23 protein-coding genes and 2 pseudogenes are annotated in these 21,008 nt (G+C 71.8%); 15 read left to right on the forward strand and 10 right to left on the reverse strand.

Features of this window, described 5'->3' with window-relative positions:
- Positions 1-215 precede the first annotated feature (215 nt).
- Positions 216-1,670: a PLP-dependent aminotransferase family protein gene (locus AB0M80_RS04000; protein ID WP_364558437.1), complete on the reverse strand. Its 1,455-nt coding sequence runs from the start codon at positions 1,668-1,670 to the stop codon at positions 216-218.
- A 61-nt stretch (positions 1,671-1,731) separates the two neighbouring features.
- On the opposite strand from AB0M80_RS04000, the gene AB0M80_RS04005 reads away from it, so the two are divergent.
- Complete coding sequence (locus tag AB0M80_RS04005; RefSeq protein ID WP_364558440.1) at positions 1,732-2,379, forward strand: hypothetical protein; 648 nt, start codon at positions 1,732-1,734, stop codon at positions 2,377-2,379.
- On the opposite strand, the gene AB0M80_RS04010 is transcribed toward AB0M80_RS04005, so the two are convergent.
- Together AB0M80_RS04010 and AB0M80_RS04015 are read right to left on the reverse strand one after the other, a co-directional pair.
- Positions 2,376-2,903: a Clp protease N-terminal domain-containing protein gene (locus AB0M80_RS04010; RefSeq protein WP_364558443.1), complete on the reverse strand. Its 528-nt coding sequence runs from the start codon at positions 2,901-2,903 to the stop codon at positions 2,376-2,378. The two genes, AB0M80_RS04005 and AB0M80_RS04010, sit on opposite strands and share 4 nt — an antisense overlap.
- Positions 2,903-3,112 (reverse strand): sigma factor-like helix-turn-helix DNA-binding protein, encoded by a 210-nt coding sequence (locus AB0M80_RS04015; RefSeq protein WP_004559389.1) that lies wholly within the window; start codon positions 3,110-3,112, stop codon positions 2,903-2,905. The genes AB0M80_RS04010 and AB0M80_RS04015 overlap by 1 nt, the downstream gene beginning before the upstream one ends.
- 91 nt (positions 3,113-3,203) lie before the next feature.
- On the opposite strand from AB0M80_RS04015, the gene AB0M80_RS04020 reads away from it, so the two are divergent.
- Positions 3,204-3,989 carry a protein phosphatase 2C domain-containing protein gene (locus AB0M80_RS04020; RefSeq protein WP_364558446.1) on the forward strand — a complete coding sequence of 262 codons (786 nt, stop codon included), beginning with the start codon at positions 3,204-3,206 and terminating at the stop codon, positions 3,987-3,989.
- Positions 3,990-4,024: 35 nt separating this feature from the next.
- Positions 4,025-4,585 (forward strand): annotated as a pseudogene (locus tag AB0M80_RS04025) (DUF998 domain-containing protein); the annotation flags it as partial.
- Between the two features lie 84 nt (positions 4,586-4,669).
- On the opposite strand, the gene AB0M80_RS04030 reads toward AB0M80_RS04025, so the two are convergent.
- Positions 4,670-5,698, reverse strand: a complete 1,029-nt coding sequence (locus tag AB0M80_RS04030) for a D-cysteine desulfhydrase family protein (RefSeq protein ID WP_364558449.1) — start codon at positions 5,696-5,698, stop codon at positions 4,670-4,672.
- A gap of 162 nt (positions 5,699-5,860) precedes the next feature.
- On the opposite strand from AB0M80_RS04030, the gene AB0M80_RS04035 reads away from it, so the two are divergent.
- The 3 genes from AB0M80_RS04035 to AB0M80_RS04045 are packed head-to-tail and all read left to right on the forward strand — an operon-like array spanning position 5,861 to position 8,653.
- Complete coding sequence (locus tag AB0M80_RS04035; protein WP_364558452.1) at positions 5,861-7,237, forward strand: amidase; 1,377 nt, start codon at positions 5,861-5,863, stop codon at positions 7,235-7,237.
- Positions 7,204-7,785 (forward strand): TetR family transcriptional regulator, encoded by a 582-nt coding sequence (locus AB0M80_RS04040; RefSeq protein WP_364558454.1) that lies wholly within the window; start codon positions 7,204-7,206, stop codon positions 7,783-7,785. The genes AB0M80_RS04035 and AB0M80_RS04040 overlap by 34 nt, the downstream gene beginning before the upstream one ends.
- Before the next feature lies 1 nt (position 7,786).
- On the forward strand, positions 7,787-8,653 hold the full coding sequence (locus AB0M80_RS04045) for an oxygenase MpaB family protein (RefSeq protein ID WP_364558457.1): 867 nt from the start codon (positions 7,787-7,789) through the stop codon (positions 8,651-8,653).
- Here AB0M80_RS04045 and AB0M80_RS04050 read toward each other — a convergent pair.
- Complete coding sequence (locus AB0M80_RS04050; protein ID WP_364558459.1) at positions 8,640-9,191, reverse strand: CGNR zinc finger domain-containing protein; 552 nt, start codon at positions 9,189-9,191, stop codon at positions 8,640-8,642. The two genes, AB0M80_RS04045 and AB0M80_RS04050, sit on opposite strands and share 14 nt — an antisense overlap.
- A gap of 53 nt (positions 9,192-9,244) precedes the next feature.
- Between AB0M80_RS04050 and AB0M80_RS04055 the strand changes: the two genes are divergently transcribed.
- The 5 genes from AB0M80_RS04055 to AB0M80_RS04075 all read left to right on the forward strand — a co-directional run bounded on the left by AB0M80_RS04055 (position 9,245) and on the right by AB0M80_RS04075 (position 13,737).
- Positions 9,245-10,096, forward strand: a complete 852-nt coding sequence (locus tag AB0M80_RS04055; protein ID WP_364558462.1) for an alpha/beta hydrolase — start codon at positions 9,245-9,247, stop codon at positions 10,094-10,096.
- Positions 10,097-10,191: 95 nt separating this feature from the next.
- Complete coding sequence (locus AB0M80_RS04060; RefSeq protein WP_364558464.1) at positions 10,192-11,589, forward strand: hypothetical protein; 1,398 nt, start codon at positions 10,192-10,194, stop codon at positions 11,587-11,589.
- Positions 11,586-11,978: a hypothetical protein gene (locus AB0M80_RS04065; protein WP_364558467.1), complete on the forward strand. Its 393-nt coding sequence runs from the start codon at positions 11,586-11,588 to the stop codon at positions 11,976-11,978. The genes AB0M80_RS04060 and AB0M80_RS04065 overlap by 4 nt, the downstream gene beginning before the upstream one ends.
- 15 nt (positions 11,979-11,993) lie before the next feature.
- Positions 11,994-13,136, forward strand: a complete 1,143-nt coding sequence (locus AB0M80_RS04070; protein ID WP_364558469.1) for a hypothetical protein — start codon at positions 11,994-11,996, stop codon at positions 13,134-13,136.
- Positions 13,137-13,203: 67 nt separating this feature from the next.
- On the forward strand, positions 13,204-13,737 hold the full coding sequence (locus AB0M80_RS04075; protein WP_364558472.1) for a hypothetical protein: 534 nt from the start codon (positions 13,204-13,206) through the stop codon (positions 13,735-13,737).
- Positions 13,738-13,872: 135 nt separating this feature from the next.
- Here AB0M80_RS04075 and AB0M80_RS04080 read toward each other — a convergent pair whose 3' ends face one another.
- Positions 13,873-14,127, reverse strand: coding sequence for a DUF397 domain-containing protein (locus tag AB0M80_RS04080; protein WP_364558475.1), 255 nt, complete (start codon positions 14,125-14,127; stop codon positions 13,873-13,875).
- Positions 14,128-14,444: 317 nt separating this feature from the next.
- Between AB0M80_RS04080 and AB0M80_RS04085 the strand changes: the two genes are divergently transcribed.
- Positions 14,445-14,591: a hypothetical protein gene (locus AB0M80_RS04085; protein ID WP_364558477.1), complete on the forward strand. Its 147-nt coding sequence runs from the start codon at positions 14,445-14,447 to the stop codon at positions 14,589-14,591.
- A gap of 4 nt (positions 14,592-14,595) precedes the next feature.
- Positions 14,596-14,850 carry a hypothetical protein gene (locus tag AB0M80_RS04090; protein ID WP_364558478.1) on the forward strand — a complete coding sequence of 85 codons (255 nt, stop codon included), beginning with the start codon at positions 14,596-14,598 and terminating at the stop codon, positions 14,848-14,850.
- 64 nt (positions 14,851-14,914) lie between these two features.
- Here AB0M80_RS04090 and AB0M80_RS04095 read toward each other — a convergent pair whose 3' ends face one another.
- From AB0M80_RS04095 to AB0M80_RS04110, 4 genes and pseudogenes are all read right to left on the reverse strand, one after another.
- Positions 14,915-15,529, reverse strand: a complete 615-nt coding sequence (locus tag AB0M80_RS04095; protein WP_364558480.1) for a class I SAM-dependent methyltransferase — start codon at positions 15,527-15,529, stop codon at positions 14,915-14,917.
- Complete coding sequence (locus AB0M80_RS04100; protein ID WP_364558587.1) at positions 15,526-16,335, reverse strand: SAM-dependent methyltransferase; 810 nt, start codon at positions 16,333-16,335, stop codon at positions 15,526-15,528. The genes AB0M80_RS04095 and AB0M80_RS04100 overlap by 4 nt, the downstream gene beginning before the upstream one ends.
- A gap of 16 nt (positions 16,336-16,351) precedes the next feature.
- Positions 16,352-17,201 (reverse strand): annotated as a pseudogene (locus AB0M80_RS04105) (SAM-dependent methyltransferase); the annotation flags it as partial.
- A gap of 100 nt (positions 17,202-17,301) precedes the next feature.
- Entirely contained in the window at positions 17,302-18,165 is an 864-nt protein-coding gene (locus AB0M80_RS04110; RefSeq protein ID WP_013222333.1) for a helix-turn-helix transcriptional regulator, read from the reverse strand.
- A 234-nt stretch (positions 18,166-18,399) separates the two neighbouring features.
- Here AB0M80_RS04110 and AB0M80_RS04115 point away from each other — a divergent pair, with 234 nt between their 5' ends.
- Together AB0M80_RS04115 and gndA are read left to right on the forward strand one after the other, a co-directional pair.
- Positions 18,400-19,320 (forward strand): MBL fold metallo-hydrolase, encoded by a 921-nt coding sequence (locus AB0M80_RS04115; protein ID WP_364558482.1) that lies wholly within the window; start codon positions 18,400-18,402, stop codon positions 19,318-19,320.
- A 140-nt stretch (positions 19,321-19,460) separates the two neighbouring features.
- Positions 19,461-20,900, forward strand: a complete 1,440-nt coding sequence (gndA, locus tag AB0M80_RS04120) for an NADP-dependent phosphogluconate dehydrogenase (protein ID WP_364558485.1) — start codon at positions 19,461-19,463, stop codon at positions 20,898-20,900.
- Positions 20,901-21,008 lie beyond the last annotated feature (108 nt).

Consider the following 21,008-nt stretch of genomic DNA (forward strand, 5'->3'; position numbering starts at 1 on the left):
CCTTGCTCACCGCGCCGAGCGAGGACTCGCAGTACCGAGAGCGCACCTGAGCCGCCGGCTTCCCGGCACGTTGAGGGGCGGTGCCGGGAAGCCGCGGTACCCGCGAACGGGGTCACGTCCGTGAGCGGGTGTGTGGAATGACGAACCGGTGCGCTGGATGCACATGAACGCCGCCCATCCCTGGGAGCAGGCTCGCATCCAGCGCACCGGTTCGTTCATGCGATGGGGGCGTCCAGCGAGGCCGGCGTCGCCCGAACCGACGCCGCCGCCGCGCTCAGGCGGCGGATCGCTTCGTGGATCTTCTCCGGCGGCAAGGCGAACGGCAGGCGGATCCAGCGCTCCATGCCGCCGTGGACGCCGAAGCGGGAGCCCGGGGCCACCTGGATCCCGTGGCTCGCCGCCGCCACCGCCAGCCGGGAGCTCACCGGTTCCGCCATCCGGCACCACAGCGACAACCCGCCCTTCGGGAGCGTGAACGTCCAGTCCGGCAGGTGCCACTTCACCGCGCCCGCCAGCGCGTCGCGGTTGCCGCGCAGCTCTTCGCGGCGACGGGCCAGTGCGGCCCAGCCGTCGGCCTCCAGCAGCTCGGAGAACACCACCTGCTCGAAGATCGGCGAGCCGAGGTCCACCGCGTAGCGCGCCGAAACCAGGCGGCCGAGCAGGTCCTCCGACGCGCGGATCCAGCCCAGGCGCAGGCCGCCCCAGTGGGACTTCGACGCCGAGCCGACGCAGATCGCCAGGTCGCCCGCGAACGCGGCCAGCGGCGGCGGCCCGTCCAGCGGGTCCCCCTCGAGGTCCAGCTCGACCAGCGTCTCGTCCACCACCACCGGCGTCCGCGCCCGGGCGAGGACCGCGCCGAGCCGTTCGCGGCCCGCGGCGTCCAGGCGCAGACCGGTCGGGTTCTGGAAGTCGACCACGAGGTAGGCCAGGCGCGGGGACGCCTGGCGCAACGCCGCGTCGATGCCGGCGATGTCCCAGCCGCGGGCGCCGGCCGGGTCGAGCGCCACCGGCACCGGGATGGCGTGCGCGGCCCGGATCGCCTCCAGCGCGTTCGGGTAGGTCGGCTGCTCCACCAGCACCCGGTCGCCCGGCCCGGTCAGCATCCGCAGGACCAGCACGAACGCGTGGTGCGCGCCGTTGGTGACCATGATCTGCCCGGCCGTCGTCGGCAGCCCGCGCTCGCAGTACCGCCGGGCGATCTTCTCCCGCAGGCCGAGCAGGCCCCGCTCCTGGTACCCGTGCTGCCCGAGGTGCTCCACGAGGGCGCAGCGCGCGGCGTCGACCGCCGCGATCATGCCCGGCGTGGCCGACGGCGACGCGTGGGCGAAGTCGATCAGGTCGTCGCCGTCCGGGACGACCGTGTCGCGGCGCCGCCGCCCGGGCGCGGTGATCCACGAACCGGCGCCCCGGCGGCTCGCGACGAACCCGTTGTCCCGCAACCGGTCCAGCGCCGCGCCGATCAGCGTCCGGCTCGCCCCGAGCGCGTCGGCCAGTTCCCGCTCGGCGGGCAACCGGGTGCCCAGCGAGAGCTGGCCGTCCAGTACCTGCAGCTCGATCGCCGCGGCCAGGTCCGCGGCCCCGTGCCGGGAGCCGCCCTGCCGCCACGAGCCCAGCATGACGGCCAATCGCGGACCAGAGATGCGTCCACCCAGCGGGATCAGAGGTTCCATAAGACCAATATCCCGGAATTGGCTATGGTTTACCAGACCACTTACCCCCGATAGTGGAACCGTGGCTCAGATCGATCTCCGGCCCGTCCGGATCACCCGTGACCCCGCCCGGCGCAGTGTCCAGCTGCTCGCGGGCCTCGCCCTCTACGGCACCAGCGTCGCCATGCTCACCCGCGCGCACCTGGGCCTCGAACCCTGGGGCGTGCTGGCCGAAGGCGTCATGAAGCACACCGGGCTGACCTTCGGCACGGCGACCGGCGTGATCTCGGTGGCCGTGCTGCTGCTGTGGATTCCGCTGCGCCAGCGGCCCGGCATCGGCACGGTCGCGAACGTCGTGGTCATTTCGGTGACCGTCGACCTGGTCCGGGCCGTCCTGCCGGAGCAGCACGACCTCGGCTGGCAGATCGCGCTCCTGGCCGGCGGGGTCGCGCTGAACGGCTTCGCGACCGCCACCTACGTCGGCGCCCGGCTGGGCCCCGGTGCCCGCGACGGCCTGATGACCGGGCTCGCGGCGCGCACCGGCCGGTCGGTCCGGCTGGTGCGCACCGGGATCGAGATCACCGTGGTGATCGCCGGGTTCGCGCTCGGCGGCACCCTCGGGTTCGGCACCGTGCTCTACGCCCTCACGATCGGCCCGCTCACCCACGCGCTGCTGCCGCTGGTCGTGTGGCGCGAACCGCAGCGCGAAGAACAGCAGGCCGTGCACTAACCCGCCTTGCGCTGCTGCACGGCCCGGCGCAGCGTGAGGTAGTCGGCGCCGCGCCGGGCGAGCACGTCGTCGGTGCCGCGCTGCTGGGCCAGCGCCAGCAGGATGTGCTCCTGGCCGAGGTGCTTGTCCCCCAGCCGGACCGCTTCCTTGAGGCTCAGTTCCCAGGTCTTCTTCGACTGGGCGGTGAAGGGGATGTGCCCGCGCTTGGCCGGGCCGAGCCGCCCGGCCAGCGCTCCTTCACCGTGCGTCTGCTCGACGCGTTCGACGATCTGCTCGACGTCGATGCCGAACTCGGTGAGCGCCTCGGCGTCGGCGTCGCTCACGCCGCCGCGGCGGCGGGTCCGCGCCAGCTCGGCGGCGATGTCGTCGGTGGACACGCCCAGCTCGGCGAGCACCTGGACGCCCGTTTTCACCAGCCCGGCGAGCAGGTGGGCCGGTCCGATCTCCACCGAACCGGACTCCCGCGCCACGATCTGCGCCTCGACGACCGCCATCCGCGCGTCGGCCGTGAACCTCTCGAACATCAGTGCCTCCCGTACTTCTTGTGCACGGCCTGCCGGCTGACCCCCAGCTCGGCGGCGATCTCCTGCCACGACCAGCCGTGCACCCGCGCGCTGCGGACCTGCACGGCCTCCAGTTGTTCCAGCAGCCGCCGGAGCGCGGCGACCGCGCGCAGCCCCACCCGGGGATCGCGGTCACCCGCCCGGGCGGCCAAATCCGTCGCTTCCGTCATGCTTGTCAACCTACGTTGACGCCTGTTCCTTGTCAACCGAAGTTGACGCGCTCAGCGTGAAGCCGCCGCCGGAGCGCCGTACAGTCGGGTGATGCCCGAGATCGCGATCGCCGAGCGGGCCGGGGTGGGCGCCGACGGCCACCCACGCCCCACCGAGGACCACGTCGTCGTGCTGGACAACGCGGTGCTCGTCCTCGACGGCGCCACCTCATCGGACCCCTCGCAACCCCCCGGCGGCTGGTACGCGGAACGGCTGGCGAGGCGCCTCGCCGACGACCTCCGCGCGGCCCCCGAAGCCGACCTGACCGACGTCCTGGCCGGCGCGATCGCCGCGGTCACGGCGGAGCACCGCCTGCGGCCGCAGCGATCGCCGTCGAGCACGGTCGCGGCCGTGCGCTGGCTCGAAGACCGCGTCGACGCGCTCGTGCTGGCCGACAGCCCGGTGATCGGCTTCGGCGGCTTCGGGGTCGACGTCGTCTCGGACGACCGGCTCGCGGGGCTGCGGCGGTGCGGGATGCTCCAGACCGGCGCCGACGTCCGGCGCCGGCGCAACGCCCACGACGGCTTCTGGGTCGCCGAAGCCGAGCCGGACGCCGCCGTGCACGCGGTCCGGCGCAGCTGGCGGCGCGCCGACGTCGACGCCGTGCTGCTCGCCAGCGACGGCGTTTCCATCGGCGTCGACCAGTACGAGCTGTTCGGCTGGCGCGAGGTCCTCGCGGTCACCCGCGCCGACGGGCCCGACGCCGTGCTGGACGCCGTCCGCACCGCGGAGAAGCAGGACCCGGACGGCGAACGCTGGCCCCGGCCGAAGCGGCACGACGACCAAGCCCTTGTCCTGGTCGATTTCAATTCGGGGGTTATTCAGGGTCTTCCCTGATCACGGGCGGCGCGTTTCCCGAGACCCTGGATGCCATGGGGACGGAAGCGGGGAACCGCACGAGACCGTGGCGGCTGGTCGCGCTGGGCGCGATCGGGTGGGGGCTGTTCACGGCCGTGGTGCTGCACATCATCAGCTCGCGCAACCCGGTGTACGACACGCTGTCGAGCTACACCGTGACCGACCGCGGCGAAGGGATGCTCGGGGCGAGCGTGCTCTCGCTGGCCATCGGGTCGCTCGCGGTCCTCGGCGCGCTGCAGGTCGCCGGCGTGCCGCTGTCGCGGACGACCCGGCTGCTGCTCACGTTGTGGTCGCTCGGGATGGCGGCGGCCGCGATCTTCCCGGCCAGCTACCCCGAGGCGCCGGACCCGGTCAGCGGCGAAATCCACCTCTACGCGTGCCTGGTGGCGTTCTGCAGCCTGCCCGGCGCCGCGTTTTCGCTGCTGGAACCGCTGAAGGGCCACCCCGAACGGGTCGCGCTGGTCCGGGCGATCCGGCTGACCGCGGGGGCGTTCGCGCTGTTCGCCCTGAGCTTCGTCTTCGTGCGGCTGAGCGAGGCCGGGATCGAGCCGTTCCGCGAGATCTCCGACGGTTTCCCGATCGGGGTCATGCAGCGGCTGCTGCTGCTCGCCGACGTCGTCCTGCTGCTGACGCTGCTGCAGCTGGCGCCCCGGCTCGAATCAGCCTTCGACGGCCGCCGCGAATTCGGGCGCGTAGCCGTACAGGCCGGGCATGCCGCCGGTGTGCAGGAACACCACGTGGTCGTCCGGGGCGAAGTGGCCCGCCCATTCGACCAGCGCGGCGGCCACCTTGCCGGTGTAGACCGGATCGAGCACGACGCCCTCGGTGCGGCCGAAAAGCCGTAGCGCGTTCCAGACCGCGTCGGTCGGGATGCCGTAGCCGGGGCCGAGCGTGGAATCGCCCAGCCGGACGTGGTCGAGCGACGGCGGTTCGACGCCCAGCAGCTTCGCCGCGCCGGTAGTCAGTTCGCGCAGGTTCTCCGTGGCCTCGTCGAGCGGGTGGCTGACGCACGCGATGCCGACGCCGAGGCCGCCGAGCAGCGCGGTGGCCAGCGCCACCCCGGCCGCGGTGCCGCCGCTGGCGTGCGGGACGACGAGGTGGGCCCGCTCGATGCCGCGGTCGGCGAGCTGGCGGGCCAGCTCGTGGGTGGCGCGGACGTAGCCGAGGGCACCGAGGTCGTTGGAGCCGCCGACGGGGATCGTCGCGACCTTCCGGCCGTCGGCGGCGGCTTCGGCGACCAGGCGGTCGTAGGTGCGGCCGGTTTCCTCGCCGTCGGCACAGATGTGGACGGTCGCGCCGAAGAGCCGGTCGAGCGGGAGATTGCCGCCGCTTTCGTACGCCTCGCCGTCGCGCGGGACCTTGGCGGTGAGCACGAGTTCGCAGCGCAGGCCGAGCTTCGCGCACGCGGCGGCGGTCTGGCGGCCGTGGTTGGTCTGGAGCGCGCCGAAGGTGATCACGGTGTCCGCGCCCGCTTCCCGGGCGGCGCCGAGGTGGTATTCCAGCTTGCGGAGCTTGTTGCCGCCCGCACCGAGCGGGTGCACGTCATCGCGCTTGAGCAGGAGGTTCGGCAGGCCGAGGGCTTCGCCGAGCCGGGGTGCCTCGTGCAGCGGGGTCGGCCAGCCGCCCAGGTCGACGCGGGGGATCGCGGCCAGCGCGGCATCGGGGAATCCGGCGAAGTCGAACGTCATCGGCCCTCCAGGCTCGGCTTTCCGCCCACTCTAGAGCGCCCCGAGGTGGCCTTGGTTGCGTCAGACGCACCGAAGGTCGCCTGGGGAGCGATCGGGGATAGCCGGAGACCGGCGGTATCCGGTAACGTTCGTTCGAACGAACGAGAACCTCCGGGGGCCGCCATGACCGCTACGAGCCTCGACTTCACGGGCCTCGCCGCCCAGTCCGCGCAGCTCGCCGCGGGCGAGGTCACCTCGGCCGAGCTGACCGCCGCCGCGCTCGGGCGCGCCCACGCGAGCCAGCCCACCCTCAACGCCTTCCGCCACCTGCGCGACGAGGAGGCCCGCGCCGAAGCGGCCGAAGCGGACCAGCGTTTGAAAGACGGGGACCGCCAACCTCTGCTCGGCGTGCCGATCGCGATCAAGGACGACGTCGACCTCACCGGCCTGCCCACGTCCTTCGGCTGCCTCGGCGAGTTCCCGGTCGCGACGTCGGACTCGCCCGCCGTCGCGCTGCTGCGCGAAGCCGGAGCTGTGATCATCGGCAAGACGAACACGCCCGAGCTGGGCCAGTGGCCGTTCACCGAGGGCCCGGCCTTCGGCGTGACGCGCAACCCGTGGCACCCCGGCCACACCCCCGGGGGTTCTTCGGGCGGGAGCGCGGCCGCGGTGGCGTCGGGGGTCATCGCGGCCGCGCTCGGTTCCGACGGCGCCGGTTCGGTGCGGATCCCCGCCGCGTGGACCGGGCTCGTCGGCATCAAGACCCAGCGCGGCCGGATCCCCACCGACGGCGAGCTGTTCCACGGCCTGACCGTCCTCGGCCCGCTCGCCCGCACGGTCGAAGACGCCGCCCTGCTGCTCGACGCGGCGGCCGGCACCGGCAGCACCTTCCGGGCCGCCGCGACCCGCGAGCCCGGCCGGCTGCGGATCGGGCTGTCGACGCGGATCCCGTTCACCGCCACGAAGACCCGGCTCGACCCCGTCGTCGAAGCGAACGTGCGGCGGCTCGCCGAGTCGCTCGCCGGGCTGGGACACGAGATCGTCGAGGTCGAACCGGACTACGGGTTGATCGGGCTGACGTTCCTGCCGCGCTCGCTGAGCGGCGTGCGCGACTGGACGCTGCGGGTGCCCGACCGGGCCGGGCTCGACCCGCGCACGCGCAGCAACGCCGGCCACGGCCGCCTGCTGGCCGGCCCCGCGCTGCGGCTCGCCCGCGCCCTCGAGCCGGGCCTGCACCGGCGGATCGGCTCGGTGTTCGGCCGCGTCGACGTCCTGCTCACCCCGACCACCGCGACCCCGCCACCGGCGATCGGCACGTTCGACGGGCTGTCCGGCTGGGAGACCGACCAGGCCATGATCGCCGCCTGCCCGTACGCTTGGCCGTGGAACGTGCTGGGCTGGCCCGGGGTCAACGTCCCGGCCGGGCAGACGGCGGACGGGCTGCCGCTCGGCGCGCAGCTGCTCGGCCCGTCGCACGCCGAGGAGCGGCTGATCTCCCTCGCCGCGCAACTGGAAGAGGTCGAACGGTGGCCGGAACGGCATCCCGCGACAAGCTGGTAAGCACCCGGGACGCCATCCTGCGCGGCGCGCTGACGGTCGTCGGGGAGCACGGGGTCGGCGGCCTGACGAACCGCCGGATCGTCGCCGCGGCCGGCGTCTCGCTCGGCACGCTGACCTACCACTTCCCGAGCCAGACGGCGTTGCTGCGCGAGGCGATGCTGCTGTTCGTCGAGGAGGAGACCGCGAAGCTCGGCGCGATCGTCGACGGCTACCGCGCGGACGGCTTGAGTGTCGAGCAGGCCGCGTCGATCGTCGAGCACGTGATCACCCAGCTGCCGTTCGGCGCCGACGAACTCGGCGCGCACGAGCTCTACCTCCAGTCCGCGCGGGATCCCGGGCTGCACGAAGCTTCTTCGCGCTGCTTCGCGGCGTACGACGAACTGGCCGTGACGATCCTCGAAGCGCTGGGCGTGCCGGAGCCACGGCGGCTGGCCGGGCCGGTGGTGGCGCTGATCGCCGGGCTGCAGCTGCGACGGCTGGCCACCGGCGACACCGACACCCCGGTGGCCGAGCCGCTGATGATGCTGATCCGCGGGGCCCACGCCTGAAATGGCCCCGCCGATCGTCCGCGGCACGGCGGCGTGGAAGTACTTCGGCGACTTCCGCGCCGCGCTGCTGGCCGGGCAGGTGCTGGTGCTGCAGGTGGCGCACCCGGTCGTCGCGGCGGGCGTGCGGGACCACTCGGACTACACGTCGGATCCGTGGACGCGGCTGACGCGGACGGTCGCGTCGCTGTCGATCTACGTCTACGGCGGTGCCGCCGGCGCGCGCGTGGAAGCCGCTCGGTTGCGGTCCTTGCATCGGTCGTTCACGGGCGTTTCGGACGGACGGCGGTACAGCGCACTCGATCCTGCGGCGTACGCGTGGGTGCACGCGACTCTGGTGAAGGCTCCCGTTGATGCACAACGGTTCTTCGGGGTTCCGCTGTCGGGTCCAGAGCTCGAGGAGTACTACGCGCAGATGTGCGACATCGGGCGGCTGCTCGGGGTGCGTGAGCGCGATCTGCCGCCGGACTGGGCGGCGTTCGAGCGTTACTACGACTCGATGGTCTCCGGGTTTTCGGCGAACCCGACCATCCACACGCTCTTCGAAACCATCCGGACGGCGCGGAAACCGGTGCGGTGGCTGCGGGATTCGTGGTGGCGGCCGGTCGGGGACCTGCAGCTGTTCTTGATCCGGGCGACGCTGCCGCCTTCGTTCCGCGCGCTGCTCGGTCTACAGTGGACGGAAGGGGACCAGCGGCGGTTCGACCGGTTCACGGCGTGCGTGCGCCTCGTGAGCACGCCGATCCCGGCCTGGCTGCGGACGGCGCTGATGCGGTGGGTCGGGCAGCTCAACGTGTGGTTCCGCGCGCACCCGCGGGCGTATCGGGCGTTGGTGCGGGGAGACGGCCCGGGATCGTTCAGTCGCGGTTGACCGTGCGCGCGTAGTGGGCTCGGGCCTTCGCCCGGTTCCCGCACCGCGCCATCGAGCACCACTGCCGGTTCCGCCGGGGCGAGGCGTCGCAAAACCGCTGGCCGCAGTCGTCCGCCGCGCAGATGCGCACGTCCGCGTCGCTCGTCGCCAGATCGATCGCGTCCGCGGCCAAGGCCGCGAACGCCGCCGCCACCGGATCCTTCGGGGCCGGGACTTCGCGCCTCAGCACGCCGTCCACCAGCGCCAGGCGCGGTGGGGGTGCCGGCGCCGACGCGGCCGCGTTGTTGACCAGGTCGATGTCCATCTTCTCCGGCACCTCGGGCGGCAGCAGCACCCGGTCGATCGCCTCCCGCAGCGCCTTCGCCGCCAGCACGTTCCCCGCCGTCACCGGCACCGGGCCCGTCGTGAACCCGGCCAGCGAAAGCCATTCGGCCAGCGCGTCCGGGCCGGTCAGCAGCTCCACCCCGCCCTCGTGCCGGCTGCGCATCGTGTTGACGAGGTCGAGGCACGGCCGTCCGCCGTCGAAGACCCATTCCATGGCGCCATCCTAACCCTTGAAGATAGTTAGAAGCGGCGCTACCGTCTAACCCCATGAACCGGTTAGAAAACACGGCCACCGTGAACGGCATCCGCATGCACTACCTCCGGGCCGGCGACGGCCCGCCGCTGTTCCTGCTGCACGGGTGGCCGCAGACGTCGCACTGCTGGCACAAGGTCCTCGCGCCGCTGGCCGAGACGCACACCGTGATCGCCCCCGACCTGCGCGGCTACGGCCGCACGGACAAACCGAAATCCGGCTACGACAAGCGCACGATGGCCGCCGACGTCGCCGCCCTCGCCGACCACCTCGGCTTCCCGAAGACCGCCGTCGCCGGGCACGACCGCGGCGGGCGCGTCGCCCACCGCTGGGCCCTCGACCGCCCGGACCAGGTCGACCGCCTCGCCGTGCTCGACATCGTGCCGACCCGCGCGATGTGGCAGCGGCTCGACGTCGTCGCGAAGTCCTCCTGGCACTGGCTCTTCCACCTCCAGCCCGACCTGCCGGAGCTGCTGGCCGGCCAGAACATCGCCGCCTACCTCGGCTGGTTCTTCGAACGCTGGACCTACCAGCGGCACAGCCTGGACGCCGACGCCCAGGCCGAGTACGTCCGCGCCTTCTCCCAGCCCGGAGCGCTCAGGGCCGGCTTCGACGACTACCGCGCCTCCTTCCCCGACGACGCCGAGCTCGACGACGCCGACTTCGACGCCGGGAAGCGCCTCACCCAGCCACTTCTCGCGCTCTGGGGCGCGAACGGCCTGCTCGCCTCCCTGCCCGCCCTCGAGATCTGGCGGGAGTACGCGAACGACGTCACCGGCGAGGCCCTCGCCGAGTGCGGGCACTTCCTGGCCGAGGAACAGCCCGGCGAAGTGGTCGCCCACCTGCGAAAGTTCCTCGTCCCCTGAGCCACTGAGGGCTTCCGGTCCCCCGAACTGGGGACCGGGATTCCCTCGTCACCGTGACGCCCGCCACCGGCCGCACCGGTTAGGTTCGGCCCACAATGGGGAACAAATCGAAAGCGGCATTGCTGATCCTGCTGGCCGCACTGGGGATCGCGGCCGGCGGCGGGACCGCCCACGCCGACGGCACACCGAGCGGCGCCGACGTCCAAGTGGCACAGACGCTCGGTGCGCGCGAGCTGACCGTGATCATCCGCCGCGTCGACACGACGCCGTCACCGCTGCGAGTCGACGTCGTGACGCACCGGGGCACCGCGCCCGGCACGCTGCACCTGGCCGCCGCGGCCGACGGGGTCACGAGTTCGCGAGCCGACGTGGTCCTCGGGGCCGAGCCGGGCGTCTACGCGGGGAATCTCCGAGTCGACAAACCGGGGCCGTGGGAGCTCTCGCTCAGCGACGGCACCGGCCCTGCGGCGACGATTCCGTTCATCGTGCCCGCGCGGGTGGTCCCGCCGTGGGAGCGGGCGACCTACGGCGGATTCGTCGCCGCGGGTGTGTTCCTGCTGCTGGCCCTGATCGTGGGGGTGCGGGCCAAGCGGACCGCGTTCGCGCTCGTCCCGGCGGCCGGTGCGGTCGCCGCGATCGCCGTCGCCGTCACCGGTGCGCTGCTGTCGGCGAGCACTCCCCCGCCGCCCGCGCCCGGCAGCCAGCTGGACCCCACGTTCGACAACGTCACCGATCCGTACGCGAACGCGCCGCTGTCCACAGTGGATTACTCGCGGCCGCCGGTGAACCTCGCCGTCGAAGCCCAGCTCGGAACCCTGAAGCTGAGGCTCACCGACGGCGCCACCGGGCGCCCGGTCGACGACCTGCTGATCCACGACAACGCCCTCGTGCACCTGGTGCTGGTCTCGCCGTCCGGCCGGCTGAGCCACCTGCACCCGGTGCGCGTCGGCCCCGGCGACTACCGCGTCCGCCTCGCCGATCCGGAGGCGGGCACGTACGCCGTGGCCGCGGAACTCGCCCGGCGCGGCGGCGGGGTCCAGCTCGCTCGATCCACTGTGGACATGAAGGGTACCGCCGCGCCCGCGCCCGAACCACCCGGCGCCGGACCGCGGACGGTCGACGGCACCCCGGTCGAACTCACGATCAGCCAAGGCACGCCGACCACCATCACCGCGCACTTCCCCGCCCAGGACCTCCAGCCGTGGCTGGGCATGCTCGGTCACCTGATCATCACCGGTCCGTTCACCGGGCCACCCGGGCCGTCCGCCGCGAAAGCACCGACGTGGGCGCACGTCCACGCGATGGTCCCGCCGGTCGCGGGCCAGTTCGGCCGCCCCGACGAGACCGTCGCCGCGTACGGCCCGGACGTCAGCTTCACCTACACCTTCGCCGAGCCCGGCCGGTACCGGATCTGGCTGCAGGCCGAACGCGGCTACCAGGTGCTCACCGTCCCCGCGGTGGTCGACGTCCCGGCGACCGGAGCCGGACGATGAAACGCCCGACGTTGCCGATCGTCGTCGTGGCACTGCTGGTCGCGGCCGGGGCCGCGTGGCTGCTCTGGGGCGGCGGCGGTGCGAAACCCACCACGCAGCAAGCGGTTTCGGGACCGTACACCGTCCAGTTCTCCGCGGACGAGCCGCGCATCGGCGGCAACACGTTCGCAGTGGCGGTGGCCGGGCCCGCACCCGAAGCCGTCACGGTCGCGCCGGTCATGGCGCAGATGGGGCACGCGCTCGCGCCGGTGCCCGCCGGACCGGACGGGCCCGGCCGCTTCCGCGTCGCGGACGTCGGGCTGCCGATGGCCGGACAGTGGGAGATCACCGTGTCGCTGCGCGGCCCCGGCGGGCGCGCCCAAGTCGTTTTTCCCGTGTTGGTCAAGTAAAGGAGGGTCGGGGGAATGGATCTCACCGCATCCGGCGTACACACGACGTCGGTGGCGAAACAGGCGCGAACGGGGTTGCTGCCCGCGAACGTCGTGCTCGGGGGGTCGCTGCTGTCGCTGGTCGGGTTGACCTGGGACATCCAGTGGCACGACGATGTCGGGCCGGACACGTTCTTCACGCTGCCGCACCTGTTCCTGTACGCGGGCAGCGCGGTGGTCGGCCTGGCGAGCCTCGCCGTGGTGCTGCTGACGACGGCGGCGCGGCGTGCGGGACGGCCGGTCGACCCGCGGATCGGCGGGCGCGTGGTCAACGTGTTCGGCCGGGCGTTCGCGGCCCCGCTCGGGTACCTGGTCTCCGGGGTCGGCGCGGCGACGTTCCTGCTGTACGGGCTGTGGGACCAGTGGTGGCACGGGCTCTACGGCTTCGACGCGGTCATCGACTCGCCGCCGCACATCGGGCTGCTGCTGTCGATCACGGTGTCGCTCATCGGCACGACCGCGGTGTTCGCCGCGGCGCGTGCGCACCGCTGGGGCCGGCTCGGCACGCTGGCGTCGCTGACCATGCTGCTGACGTTCGGGCCGGTGCTGGCGCTCGGATTGCAGCAGGTACCGGACGACTACGCCGACGCCGTCGCGCTCGGGACGTCGATGATGGCCGTGCTGCTGGTCGCCGTCGGTGCCGGGTTCTTCCGCCGTCCGGGCGGGGCGGTCGGCACCGCGGCGCTGGTCGCGGCGGTGCAGGCGGTGTTCTGGTGGTTCTCGCCGTGGGCGGCCCAGGCCTACGCCGACATGGTCGGCCTGCCGTTGCGGGACGCGGTTTCCGGGGTGCCGGCGATGCCGTCGCTGACGCCGATGGCCCTGCTGCCGGTGGCCGCGCTGATGGAGCTGGTGTACCTAGCCGGACGCCGCCGGGGGTGGCGTGCGGGCCGGGTGTCCGTGGTCGCCGGCGGGGTCGCCGGGCTGCTGCTCGGGCTGAGCGTGCCGCTCCAGCGGGTGCTGCTCTACACCGGCGCGCACCTGCCGCCGGCCTGGTACCTGATGACGACCGCCGTGCTCAGCGCGGCGCTGGGGCTGCTCGGCGGGTTCGCCGGGTGGCGGTTCGGCGGGATGCTCTGCCTGCTGGCACCCGCGAAGAAGGGGGAAACCGCTGATGCGTAAGACGTTGTCATTCGGGGCTCCGCCCCGGCCGGGGACTCCGCCACCCGGAACCCCCAAAAGACGGGCTGTGCTCGCCCTGGCCGCCGTCGCCGGCCTGCTCTTCGCCACCGCGGCGCCGGCGAACGCCTACGAGCCGGTCAACATCGTGCACACCGAGCGGGTGCAGGCCGGACCGTACGGGCTGACGGTCGGGTTCAGCACCTGGCCGTTGAAAGCCATGCAGTCACTGGACTTCACCTTCATCCCCGACGGCGGGATCGGGGACAAGTCCGGCACGCTCACGATGTTCAACCCGGAGGGCGGGCGGAACCGCACGCAGCCCCTGGTGCGCCACCCGCGCAAACGGGACGTCTGGGGCCTCGACGTCCGCTCGATGCCCCGGCCGGGCGACTGGACGTTCCGCTTCACCGTCAACGGCGCCGCCGGTTCCGGCACCGGCGAGCTGCGCGCGCTGCCGGTGCTGGAACAGCCGGGGCCGCCGATGGGCGTGAGCTGGGCGATCAGCACGCTGCCGCTGATCGGGCTCGTGGTGCTCGTCGTGGTGGCCTGGCGCCGGACCCGAAGCCGGTTGCGGGGCGGGGAACTCCCGGCAATCGGGTGAGATTGCCCTCACAGTCGGCGCTCGGACGTATCCACGCCGTCGCGAAGGCCTCCTTCACCGTAGAGGACGGGGAAGGGGGCCTTCACCATTTCCACGGACACGATCGGCCGCAGCGAGGTGACCACGGTCACCGGCTCAGGCGGGCAGGTCGAACTGCCCGGCCTTGACGGCGACCAGGAACGCTTCCCACTCGGCGGTGTCGAACACGAAGACGGGACTGGTCGCGAGCTTGGTGTCCCGGACGCCGATCAGGCCGTCGGAGCCCAGGTTGACCTCGACGCAGCTGCCGCCGTTGGGCTCACTGGCGAACGACTTCTCCCAGGCGGCCTCTTCGAACAGGGACACGGCCGTGTTCGGATCGTAATCCGCGAACGACGGATAATCCGCCATGGGTCGTACCTCCGAGGATCGATGGGGGGCGTGGTCGCGACCTGGTCGAAAGCACCCGCTCCCGGCTACTCAGTGTCTCAATGGAGCAAGCCACAGGGCCAAGCGGGTGATCAACTAGGTCCGGCCTCGACATGAAGATTATTCCAGGAGTAGGATTAATCGCATCGGCCGGGGCGCTGGTGTCGGTGAATGACTCCCTGCTCGCGGCGGGCGGTCGTCGAGGCAGGCCGAAGTGTCGAACGAACCAGTGTGGCAACGAACCAGCGCCGCAGCGAACCGATCCAAGCCACCGCAGGACCTCATGGGGGAGGATCAGCGTGATCGTCGAGGACAGCGCACCACCGGGTGCGCTGGTCGTGGGCCGGCCCACCGGGGCCACGACCGACCTGGTCCGCACCAGAGGCCGGGAAGCGTTTTCCGGCGGCGAGCCCGCCCAGGCACCGCGACGAGAGCTGGGGGTGTAGACGAATGGCCGTCCGGGTGAACTCGCTGTTCCGCCGCGAGGACGAACGACACCGCGGCCGCCGGGGCATCGGCGACGAGCTGCGGAACCGCTTCGGCTTCAGCCTGATCCAGGCGCCACTGCGCAAGACCACGACGTGGGCGACGGACCAGGACCTCCCGCTGCGGCGGCACTCCGACGGGGTCCGCACGACCCGGCCGCTGGAGGCCGCGATCGACCTGACGCCCCTGGTGCGCGGCCGCATCGGCTCGCGCGCCTGACGCCTGAACTGCCGTACCCACCACCGAAAGCCCCGGTTCCCCACGGAACCGGGGCTTTCGCACGTCAAGGCTGAGGTTTCCGCAGGAGCAAGGCACCGTGTCGGAGCGGCCGCTCGTCCGCGCCCGGCTCGCGGTACACGCGTCCCACCTCGGCGAGTCCCGCTGCGGCCGCCATCCCCGCCAGTTCGTCCAGCGGCCAGCAGTACGCCGTCGTCACCTTGTGGTCGAACTCGGCCAAGGGGCCGCCGCCGGATTCGAAGCAGCCCAACAGAACGTGACCGCCGGACGCCAACGTTCGGGCGAATTCGGCGAAGTACCCGGGCAGCTGCGCCGGCGGCGTGTGGATGATCGAGTACCACGAAAGGATGCCGGCGAGCGATGCGTCCGGCAGCTCCAGCGCCGCCATGGAACCCACTTCGAACCGCACCGACGGCTCCGCCGCGCGGGCCAGCTCGATCATCGCCGGGGACAGGTCGATGCCGAACGCGTCGAGCCCCAGCGAACGCAGGTGCACGGTGAGGTGGCCGGGCCCGCAGCCCAGGTCGGCGACCGGGCCGCGGCCGCGCACGCAGTCCGCGAACGCCGTCCAAGCCGCCCGCTCCAGCGGGTGCTTGTCCCACACCTCGCCGACGAATTCGGCGTACTGGACGGCGACCGCGTCGTAGGCGGCCGCCGTCACGGCTTGCGGCCCAGGCCGCAGAGGTGACCGACGAACGCCGGGTCGTTCGCGAGCTTCTTCGTGGCCTTGGATTCGATCTCCTCCGGGTGCCACTCCGGCAGGTACACGATGCCCGGCTCCACCAGCTCCAGCCCGTCGAAGAACGTCGTGAACTCCGCGCGGGTGCGCAGGTGCAGCGGCGTGCTGGACTGGTTGTACTGCTTCATGATCGTCTCGCGGCTGTCCGCGTCGGCCATCTCCTGCAGGCCGTCGCTCGTCAGGTGCGAGGACAGGAAGTACGAGCCGGACGGCAGCAGCGACAGGTACTTCCGGATGGTCTGCGCCACCGGCTCACCGGGGCCGAGGAAGTACAGGACGCCGACCATGATGAGGCCGATCGGGCGGTTCGGGTCGAGGACGCCGGTGTCGAGCGCGCGCTTCCAGATGTCGGCCGGGTCGCGCAGGTCGCCCTGCAGGACCGCGTGCCGTCCCGCGACGCCTTCCTGCTCCAGCAGGATCTGCGAGTGGGCCACCGCGACCGGCTCGTTGTCGACGTACACGCACCGCGCGTCCGGGTTCACCTCCGTCGCGACCTCGTGGACGTTCCCGACCGTCGGGACGCCGGAACCGAGGTCGAGGAACTGGTCGATGCCGTTGCGCGCCAGGTACCGGACACCCCGGCCGAGGAAGTCGCGGCCGGCCCGTGCGACGGTCTTGATCATCGGGAAGGTCTTGACCGCCTGCTCGCCGAACTGCCGGTCGATGGCCCAGTTGGCGTCGCCGCCGAGGAACCAGTCGTAGATGCGGGCCGCGTTCGGCCGGTCCAGGTCGACGCCTTCGGGGGCTTCGGGGTCCTGCGTCGTCATGTGTTGAGTCCTCCAGGCTTGCGGCCGACACCGCCGACCACGCTCGCGAGGGGGACCGTGGCGGCGCCGGGCTCGGGGCGCCACTCTCCCACAGGCACGATCCCGGGCTCGATGACGTCGAAGGTACCGAAGAACGCGGCGATCTCGTCGAGCGACCGGGACACCGCGGGCGAACTCGACCGCTCGGACAGCTTCACGAGTTTCCTGATCTGCTCCAGCTCTTCGCCCTCGACGCCGGATTCGGTCGCGTGCGAGAGGACGTACGCCGATCCGGGGGCCAGGAGCTTCCGGTAGTCGCGGATCGCTTCGCGGACGCCCGTGACGTCCGGCAGGAAGTGCAGCACCGCCACGGTCAGCAGGCAGATCGGCCGGTCCGGGTCGAGCACCCCGGTGGCCAGCGCGGCTTCCCAGACTTCTTCGGCGTCCCGCAGGTCGGCGTGCAAGACGGCGTGGCGCTCGGGGTCGCCCGTTTCCTCGAGCAGCATCCGCCCGTGCACGACGGCCACGGGCTCGTGGTCGACGTAGACGCACCGGCAGTCGTCGGCGTGGTCGTCGGCCACCTCGTGCACGTTGCCCGCGGTCGGGATGCCGGAGCCGAGGTCGAGGAACTGCGCGATGCCCTCGGACAGGCAGTAGCGCACGGCCCGGCCGAGGAAGTCGCGGTTGCTGCGGGCGAGCGCCTTCACCAGCGGGAAGGCCTGCACCGCCTGCTCGCCGTACTGCCGGTCGATCGCCCAGTTCGCGGTGCCGCCGAGCGCCCAGTCGTAGATCCGCGCGATGTTCGGCCGGTCGAGGTCGACGGCATCGGGAAGGAAGTCGGGGTCCACGATGTCCCCTTCGGGCGGCACTTCCGGTCAATTCGAGTGCAACAGGCTGACCTTACCGAAAGTTGTTCACCGCACGGGACAGCTGACAGGCCCATTCGCCCTATTGGAGCTGCTGCATCTGGGCGCGGTAACCCTCCGCGAGCTCCTTGAGGAACTGCCGGGTCTCCTGGCGCTCCAGCGCGGCTCCACGCAGCCGGTCCCACGAGTCGACGAAGATGTTGAAGTCCTTGACGTCGTCGAGGTAGAGCCCGCCGGCGGAGTGCTCGATGTAGACGAAGTCGCGCGTGCGGTCCGGGAACCGCATGATCGTGAAGTCGTTGGGCACCGCGGCCAGCCGCGCACCGAACGGCAGTACGTGCACGTAGACCCGCGGGTGCTTCTCGAGCGAGAGCAGGTGCTCGACCTGGTCGAGCATCACCGCGGGTGCGTACCCGCCCGGTGCCCGGCGCAGCGCGCCTTCGCTGATGATGAACCGGTAGTACGGCGGCTGCTGCTGCTCGAACACCGCCTTGCGGTCGAGGCGGTTGCGCACCAGCGACGTCACGTCCGTCGCGCCGGCCTCGGTGAACTGCTTGAGCATGTAGTGCTCGGACTGCAGCGGGCCGGGGATGCGCTCACCGTGCCAGGTGAGGATCTCCGCGGCCGCGGGCTCCAGGTCGGTGAAGGTGCGGAACCAGTGCGGCACCACCGAGCGGTAGCCCGACCAGTGGCCGCGCTGCCCGGCGGCGGCCCGCGCCAGGTTCATCAGCGTGTCGGCCTCTTCGCCGTTGATCCCGAACGCGTTCAGCATCGATCGCACATCCCCGAGCTTCACCCCGACGGCACCGGACTCGATCTTGTTGACCTTGCCCTGGGTGCAGCCGAGGACCTCGGCGACCTGCTGCTGTGTCATCCGCGCCGCGGTGCGGGCATGCCGGAGCTCGTTCCCGAGCTGCTTCCGGCGCGAGGTGACGGTGCTGGCCATCGCCCTGCTCTCCCGGACCACTACCAAGCAACGGCGGCCACCGGCCGCCGTCGCACGCGAACTATCGAACCCACCCAGGTTAGTGCTTCACCTTGCGGATCTCGATGATGACATCGCGCAGCGTTCCAGGAAACGCCGCGGAATGCCAGTCACCTGTGTCTTCACTCGCCTGGACCAGTGAATTCGTAATTTTTCCGCCAACCGGCGGAGCCCGCTCTCGGGCATAGTGGCCCGGTGACCGATCGTTCGCCCTCCGCCGCCGCCGTCACCCGGCTGGCCGACCGGGTCCACGGCTACGTCCAGCCGGACGGCTCCTGGTACATCAACAACTGCGGGTTCGTCGACGCCGGCGACCACACCGTGCTGATCGACACGTGCTCGACCGAGCGCCGCACGCGCGCGCTGCTCGAGACGGTCGAGGGCGCCACCGGCAGCCCGGTGACGACGCTGGTGAACACCCACCACCACGGCGACCACACCAACGGCAACTACCTCGTCGAAGGCGCCACGATCATCGGGCACCGCAAGACGCGCGAGCTGATGGTCGCCGAGGGCATCCAGACCTTCGAAGGCATCTTCGTCGGGAGCGACTGGGGCGAGCTCGAGTCCCGGCCGCCGGAGGTCGTGTTCGACGACCGGCTGACCGTGCACGCCGGCGACGTCACCCTCGAGCTGATCCACCCCGGCCACGCGGCCCACACGACCAACGACGTCCTGGTCTGGCTGCCGGAGCAGCGGGTCCTCTACGCCGGTGACCTGGTGTTCAACGGCGGCAGCCCGTTCGCGCTGATGGGCTCGGTGGCCGGCTGGCGCGCCGGGCTCGACGTCATCCGCGAGCTCGAGCCCGAGGTCATCCTGCCCGGCCACGGCGGCCCGTGCGACCTCTCCGTGGTGGAGACCGTCGACCGGTACCTGGCCTTCGTCCAGCAGACGGCCGAGCGTGGGAAGGCCGCCGGGCTGTCGCCCCTGGAGCTGGCCGAGGAGACGGACCTGGGCGAGTTCGCGTCGCTGAGCGAGCAGGAGCGGCTGCCGGGCAACCTGCACCGCGCGTACGCCGAGCTGGACGGCGCCGAGTGGGGCGCGCAGATCGACCTGCTGGCGGCGGTCACGGACATGGTCGCGATCAACCGCGGCCCGATCCGCTGCTTCTCCTGAACTAGGTGAGCTGCTCCTCCGTGGCCTTCCTTGAGGCGTCGATCGGACTATCCATCCATGCCCCCGCCACCACCCTCAACGGAGCGGCGGAGCCGCGCAGTGCCTTAGGGTGAATCGAGAGAGACTTCGGAAGGATTCGGATGAGCAAGAAGGCGAGCATCGGGGTCACCGGCCTGGCGGTCATGGGCCGCAACCTGGCCCGCAACCTGGCCCGGCACGGCCACACGGTGGCCCTGCACAACCGGTCCGAGGAGCGGACCCGCGCGCTGGTGGAGCAGTTCGGCGACGAGGGCGACTTCATCCCGGCGTACTCCGCGCAGGACTTCGTCGACGCGCTGGAGCGGCCCCGGCAGGTCGTGATCATGGTCAAGGCGGGCGGCCCGACGGACGCCGTCATCGAGGAGTTCGCGCCGCTGCTCGAAGAGGGCGACGTGATCATCGACGCCGGCAACGCGCACTTCGCCGACACGCGCCGCCGTGAGAAGGCGCTGCGCGAGCGCGGGCTGCACTTCGTCGGCAGTGGCGTCTCCGGTGGCGAGGAGGGCGCGCTGCACGGGCCGAGCATCATGCCCGGCGGCTCGAAGGAGTCGTACGAGTCCCTCGGCCCGCTGTTCGAGGACATCTCGGCGAAGGTCGACGGCGAGCCCTGCTGCACGCACATCGGCGCGGACGGCGCCGGCCACTTCGTGAAGATGGTGCACAACGGCATCGAGTACGCCGACATGCAGTTGATCGCGGAGTCGTTCGACCTGCTCCGGCACGCGGGCGGCTACGCCCCCGCCGAGATCGCCGACGTCTTCCGGACCTGGAACACGGGGCGGCTGGACTCGTACCTGATCGAGATCACCGCCGAGGTGCTGGCGCACGTCGACGCCGCGTCCGGCAAGCCGTTCGTCGACGTCGTCGAGGACGCCGCCGAGCAGAAGGGCACCGGCCGCTGGACCGTGCAGATCGGTCTCGACCTCGGCGTGCCGATCTCGGGCATCGCCGAAGCCGTTTTCGCGCGTTCGCTGTCGGGGTCCCAGTCGCTGCGCGCGGCGGCCCGCGGTCTCGGTGGTCCTTCGGCGGCGCCGCTGTCGGGTTCGTCGCTGGAGCGGTTCGCCGACGACGTCGAGCAGGCGCTGTACGCGTCGAAGGTGGTCGCGTACGCGCAGGGCTTCAACCAGATCCAGGCGGGCGCGACGGAGTACGGCTGGGACATCGACCTCGGCAAGGTCGCCTCGATCTGGCGCGGCGGCTGCATCATCCGCGCGAAGTTCCTCAACGACATCACCTCGGCCTACGCCGACGAGCCGCAGCTGCCGACGCTGCTCACCTCGGGCGGCTTCCGCAAGGCGGTCGAGGACGCGCAGGACTCGTGGCGCTCGGTGATCTCGACGGCCGTTCGCCTCGGCATCCCGACGCCGGGCTTCTCGACGGCGCTGGCCTACTACGACGGCCTCCGCGCGGACCGGCTGCCGGCCGCGCTGGTCCAGGGCCAGCGGGACTTCTTCGGTGCCCACACCTACCGGCGGGTGGACCGCGAAGGCTCGTTCCACACGGCCTGGGCGGCGGACGGCCGTCCGGAGTCCGACGCCTGACAAGTCCGTGAATGCCAGGCGGATTCACGCGGTGGTTGCAACACCTGTCGTTTGTTGATCTAACAGTAGCTTCGTGAGGGCCTCGGCTGGCGTTCGCCAGCCGAGGGT

Origin of the sequence: Amycolatopsis sp. NPDC051045 (genome assembly GCF_040682955.1) — a bacterium.
Classification (GTDB): domain Bacteria; phylum Actinomycetota; class Actinomycetes; order Mycobacteriales; family Pseudonocardiaceae; genus Amycolatopsis.

Coding starts and splice junctions, on each gene's coding strand:
- AB0M80_RS04055 (WP_364558462.1), top strand. CDS start 9,245: ATGAACCGGTTAGAAAACACGGCCACCGTGAACGGCATCCGCATGCAC.
- AB0M80_RS04010 (WP_364558443.1), bottom strand. CDS start 2,903: ATGTTCGAGAGGTTCACGGCCGACGCGCGGATGGCGGTCGTCGAGGCG.
- AB0M80_RS04030 (WP_364558449.1), bottom strand. CDS start 5,698: ATGACGTTCGACTTCGCCGGATTCCCCGATGCCGCGCTGGCCGCGATC.
- AB0M80_RS04080 (WP_364558475.1), bottom strand. CDS start 14,127: ATGGCGGATTATCCGTCGTTCGCGGATTACGATCCGAACACGGCCGTG.
- AB0M80_RS04110 (WP_013222333.1), bottom strand. CDS start 18,165: ATGGCCAGCACCGTCACCTCGCGCCGGAAGCAGCTCGGGAACGAGCTC.
- AB0M80_RS04000 (WP_364558437.1), bottom strand. CDS start 1,670: ATGGAACCTCTGATCCCGCTGGGTGGACGCATCTCTGGTCCGCGATTG.
- AB0M80_RS04035 (WP_364558452.1), top strand. CDS start 5,861: ATGACCGCTACGAGCCTCGACTTCACGGGCCTCGCCGCCCAGTCCGCG.
- AB0M80_RS04070 (WP_364558469.1), top strand. CDS start 11,994: ATGGATCTCACCGCATCCGGCGTACACACGACGTCGGTGGCGAAACAG.
- AB0M80_RS04015 (WP_004559389.1), bottom strand. CDS start 3,112: ATGACGGAAGCGACGGATTTGGCCGCCCGGGCGGGTGACCGCGATCCC.
- gndA (WP_364558485.1), top strand. CDS start 19,461: ATGAGCAAGAAGGCGAGCATCGGGGTCACCGGCCTGGCGGTCATGGGC.
- AB0M80_RS04045 (WP_364558457.1), top strand. CDS start 7,787: ATGGCCCCGCCGATCGTCCGCGGCACGGCGGCGTGGAAGTACTTCGGC.
- AB0M80_RS04020 (WP_364558446.1), top strand. CDS start 3,204: ATGCCCGAGATCGCGATCGCCGAGCGGGCCGGGGTGGGCGCCGACGGC.
- AB0M80_RS04090 (WP_364558478.1), top strand. CDS start 14,596: ATGGCCGTCCGGGTGAACTCGCTGTTCCGCCGCGAGGACGAACGACAC.
- AB0M80_RS04050 (WP_364558459.1), bottom strand. CDS start 9,191: ATGGAATGGGTCTTCGACGGCGGACGGCCGTGCCTCGACCTCGTCAAC.
- AB0M80_RS04065 (WP_364558467.1), top strand. CDS start 11,586: ATGAAACGCCCGACGTTGCCGATCGTCGTCGTGGCACTGCTGGTCGCG.
- AB0M80_RS04060 (WP_364558464.1), top strand. CDS start 10,192: ATGGGGAACAAATCGAAAGCGGCATTGCTGATCCTGCTGGCCGCACTG.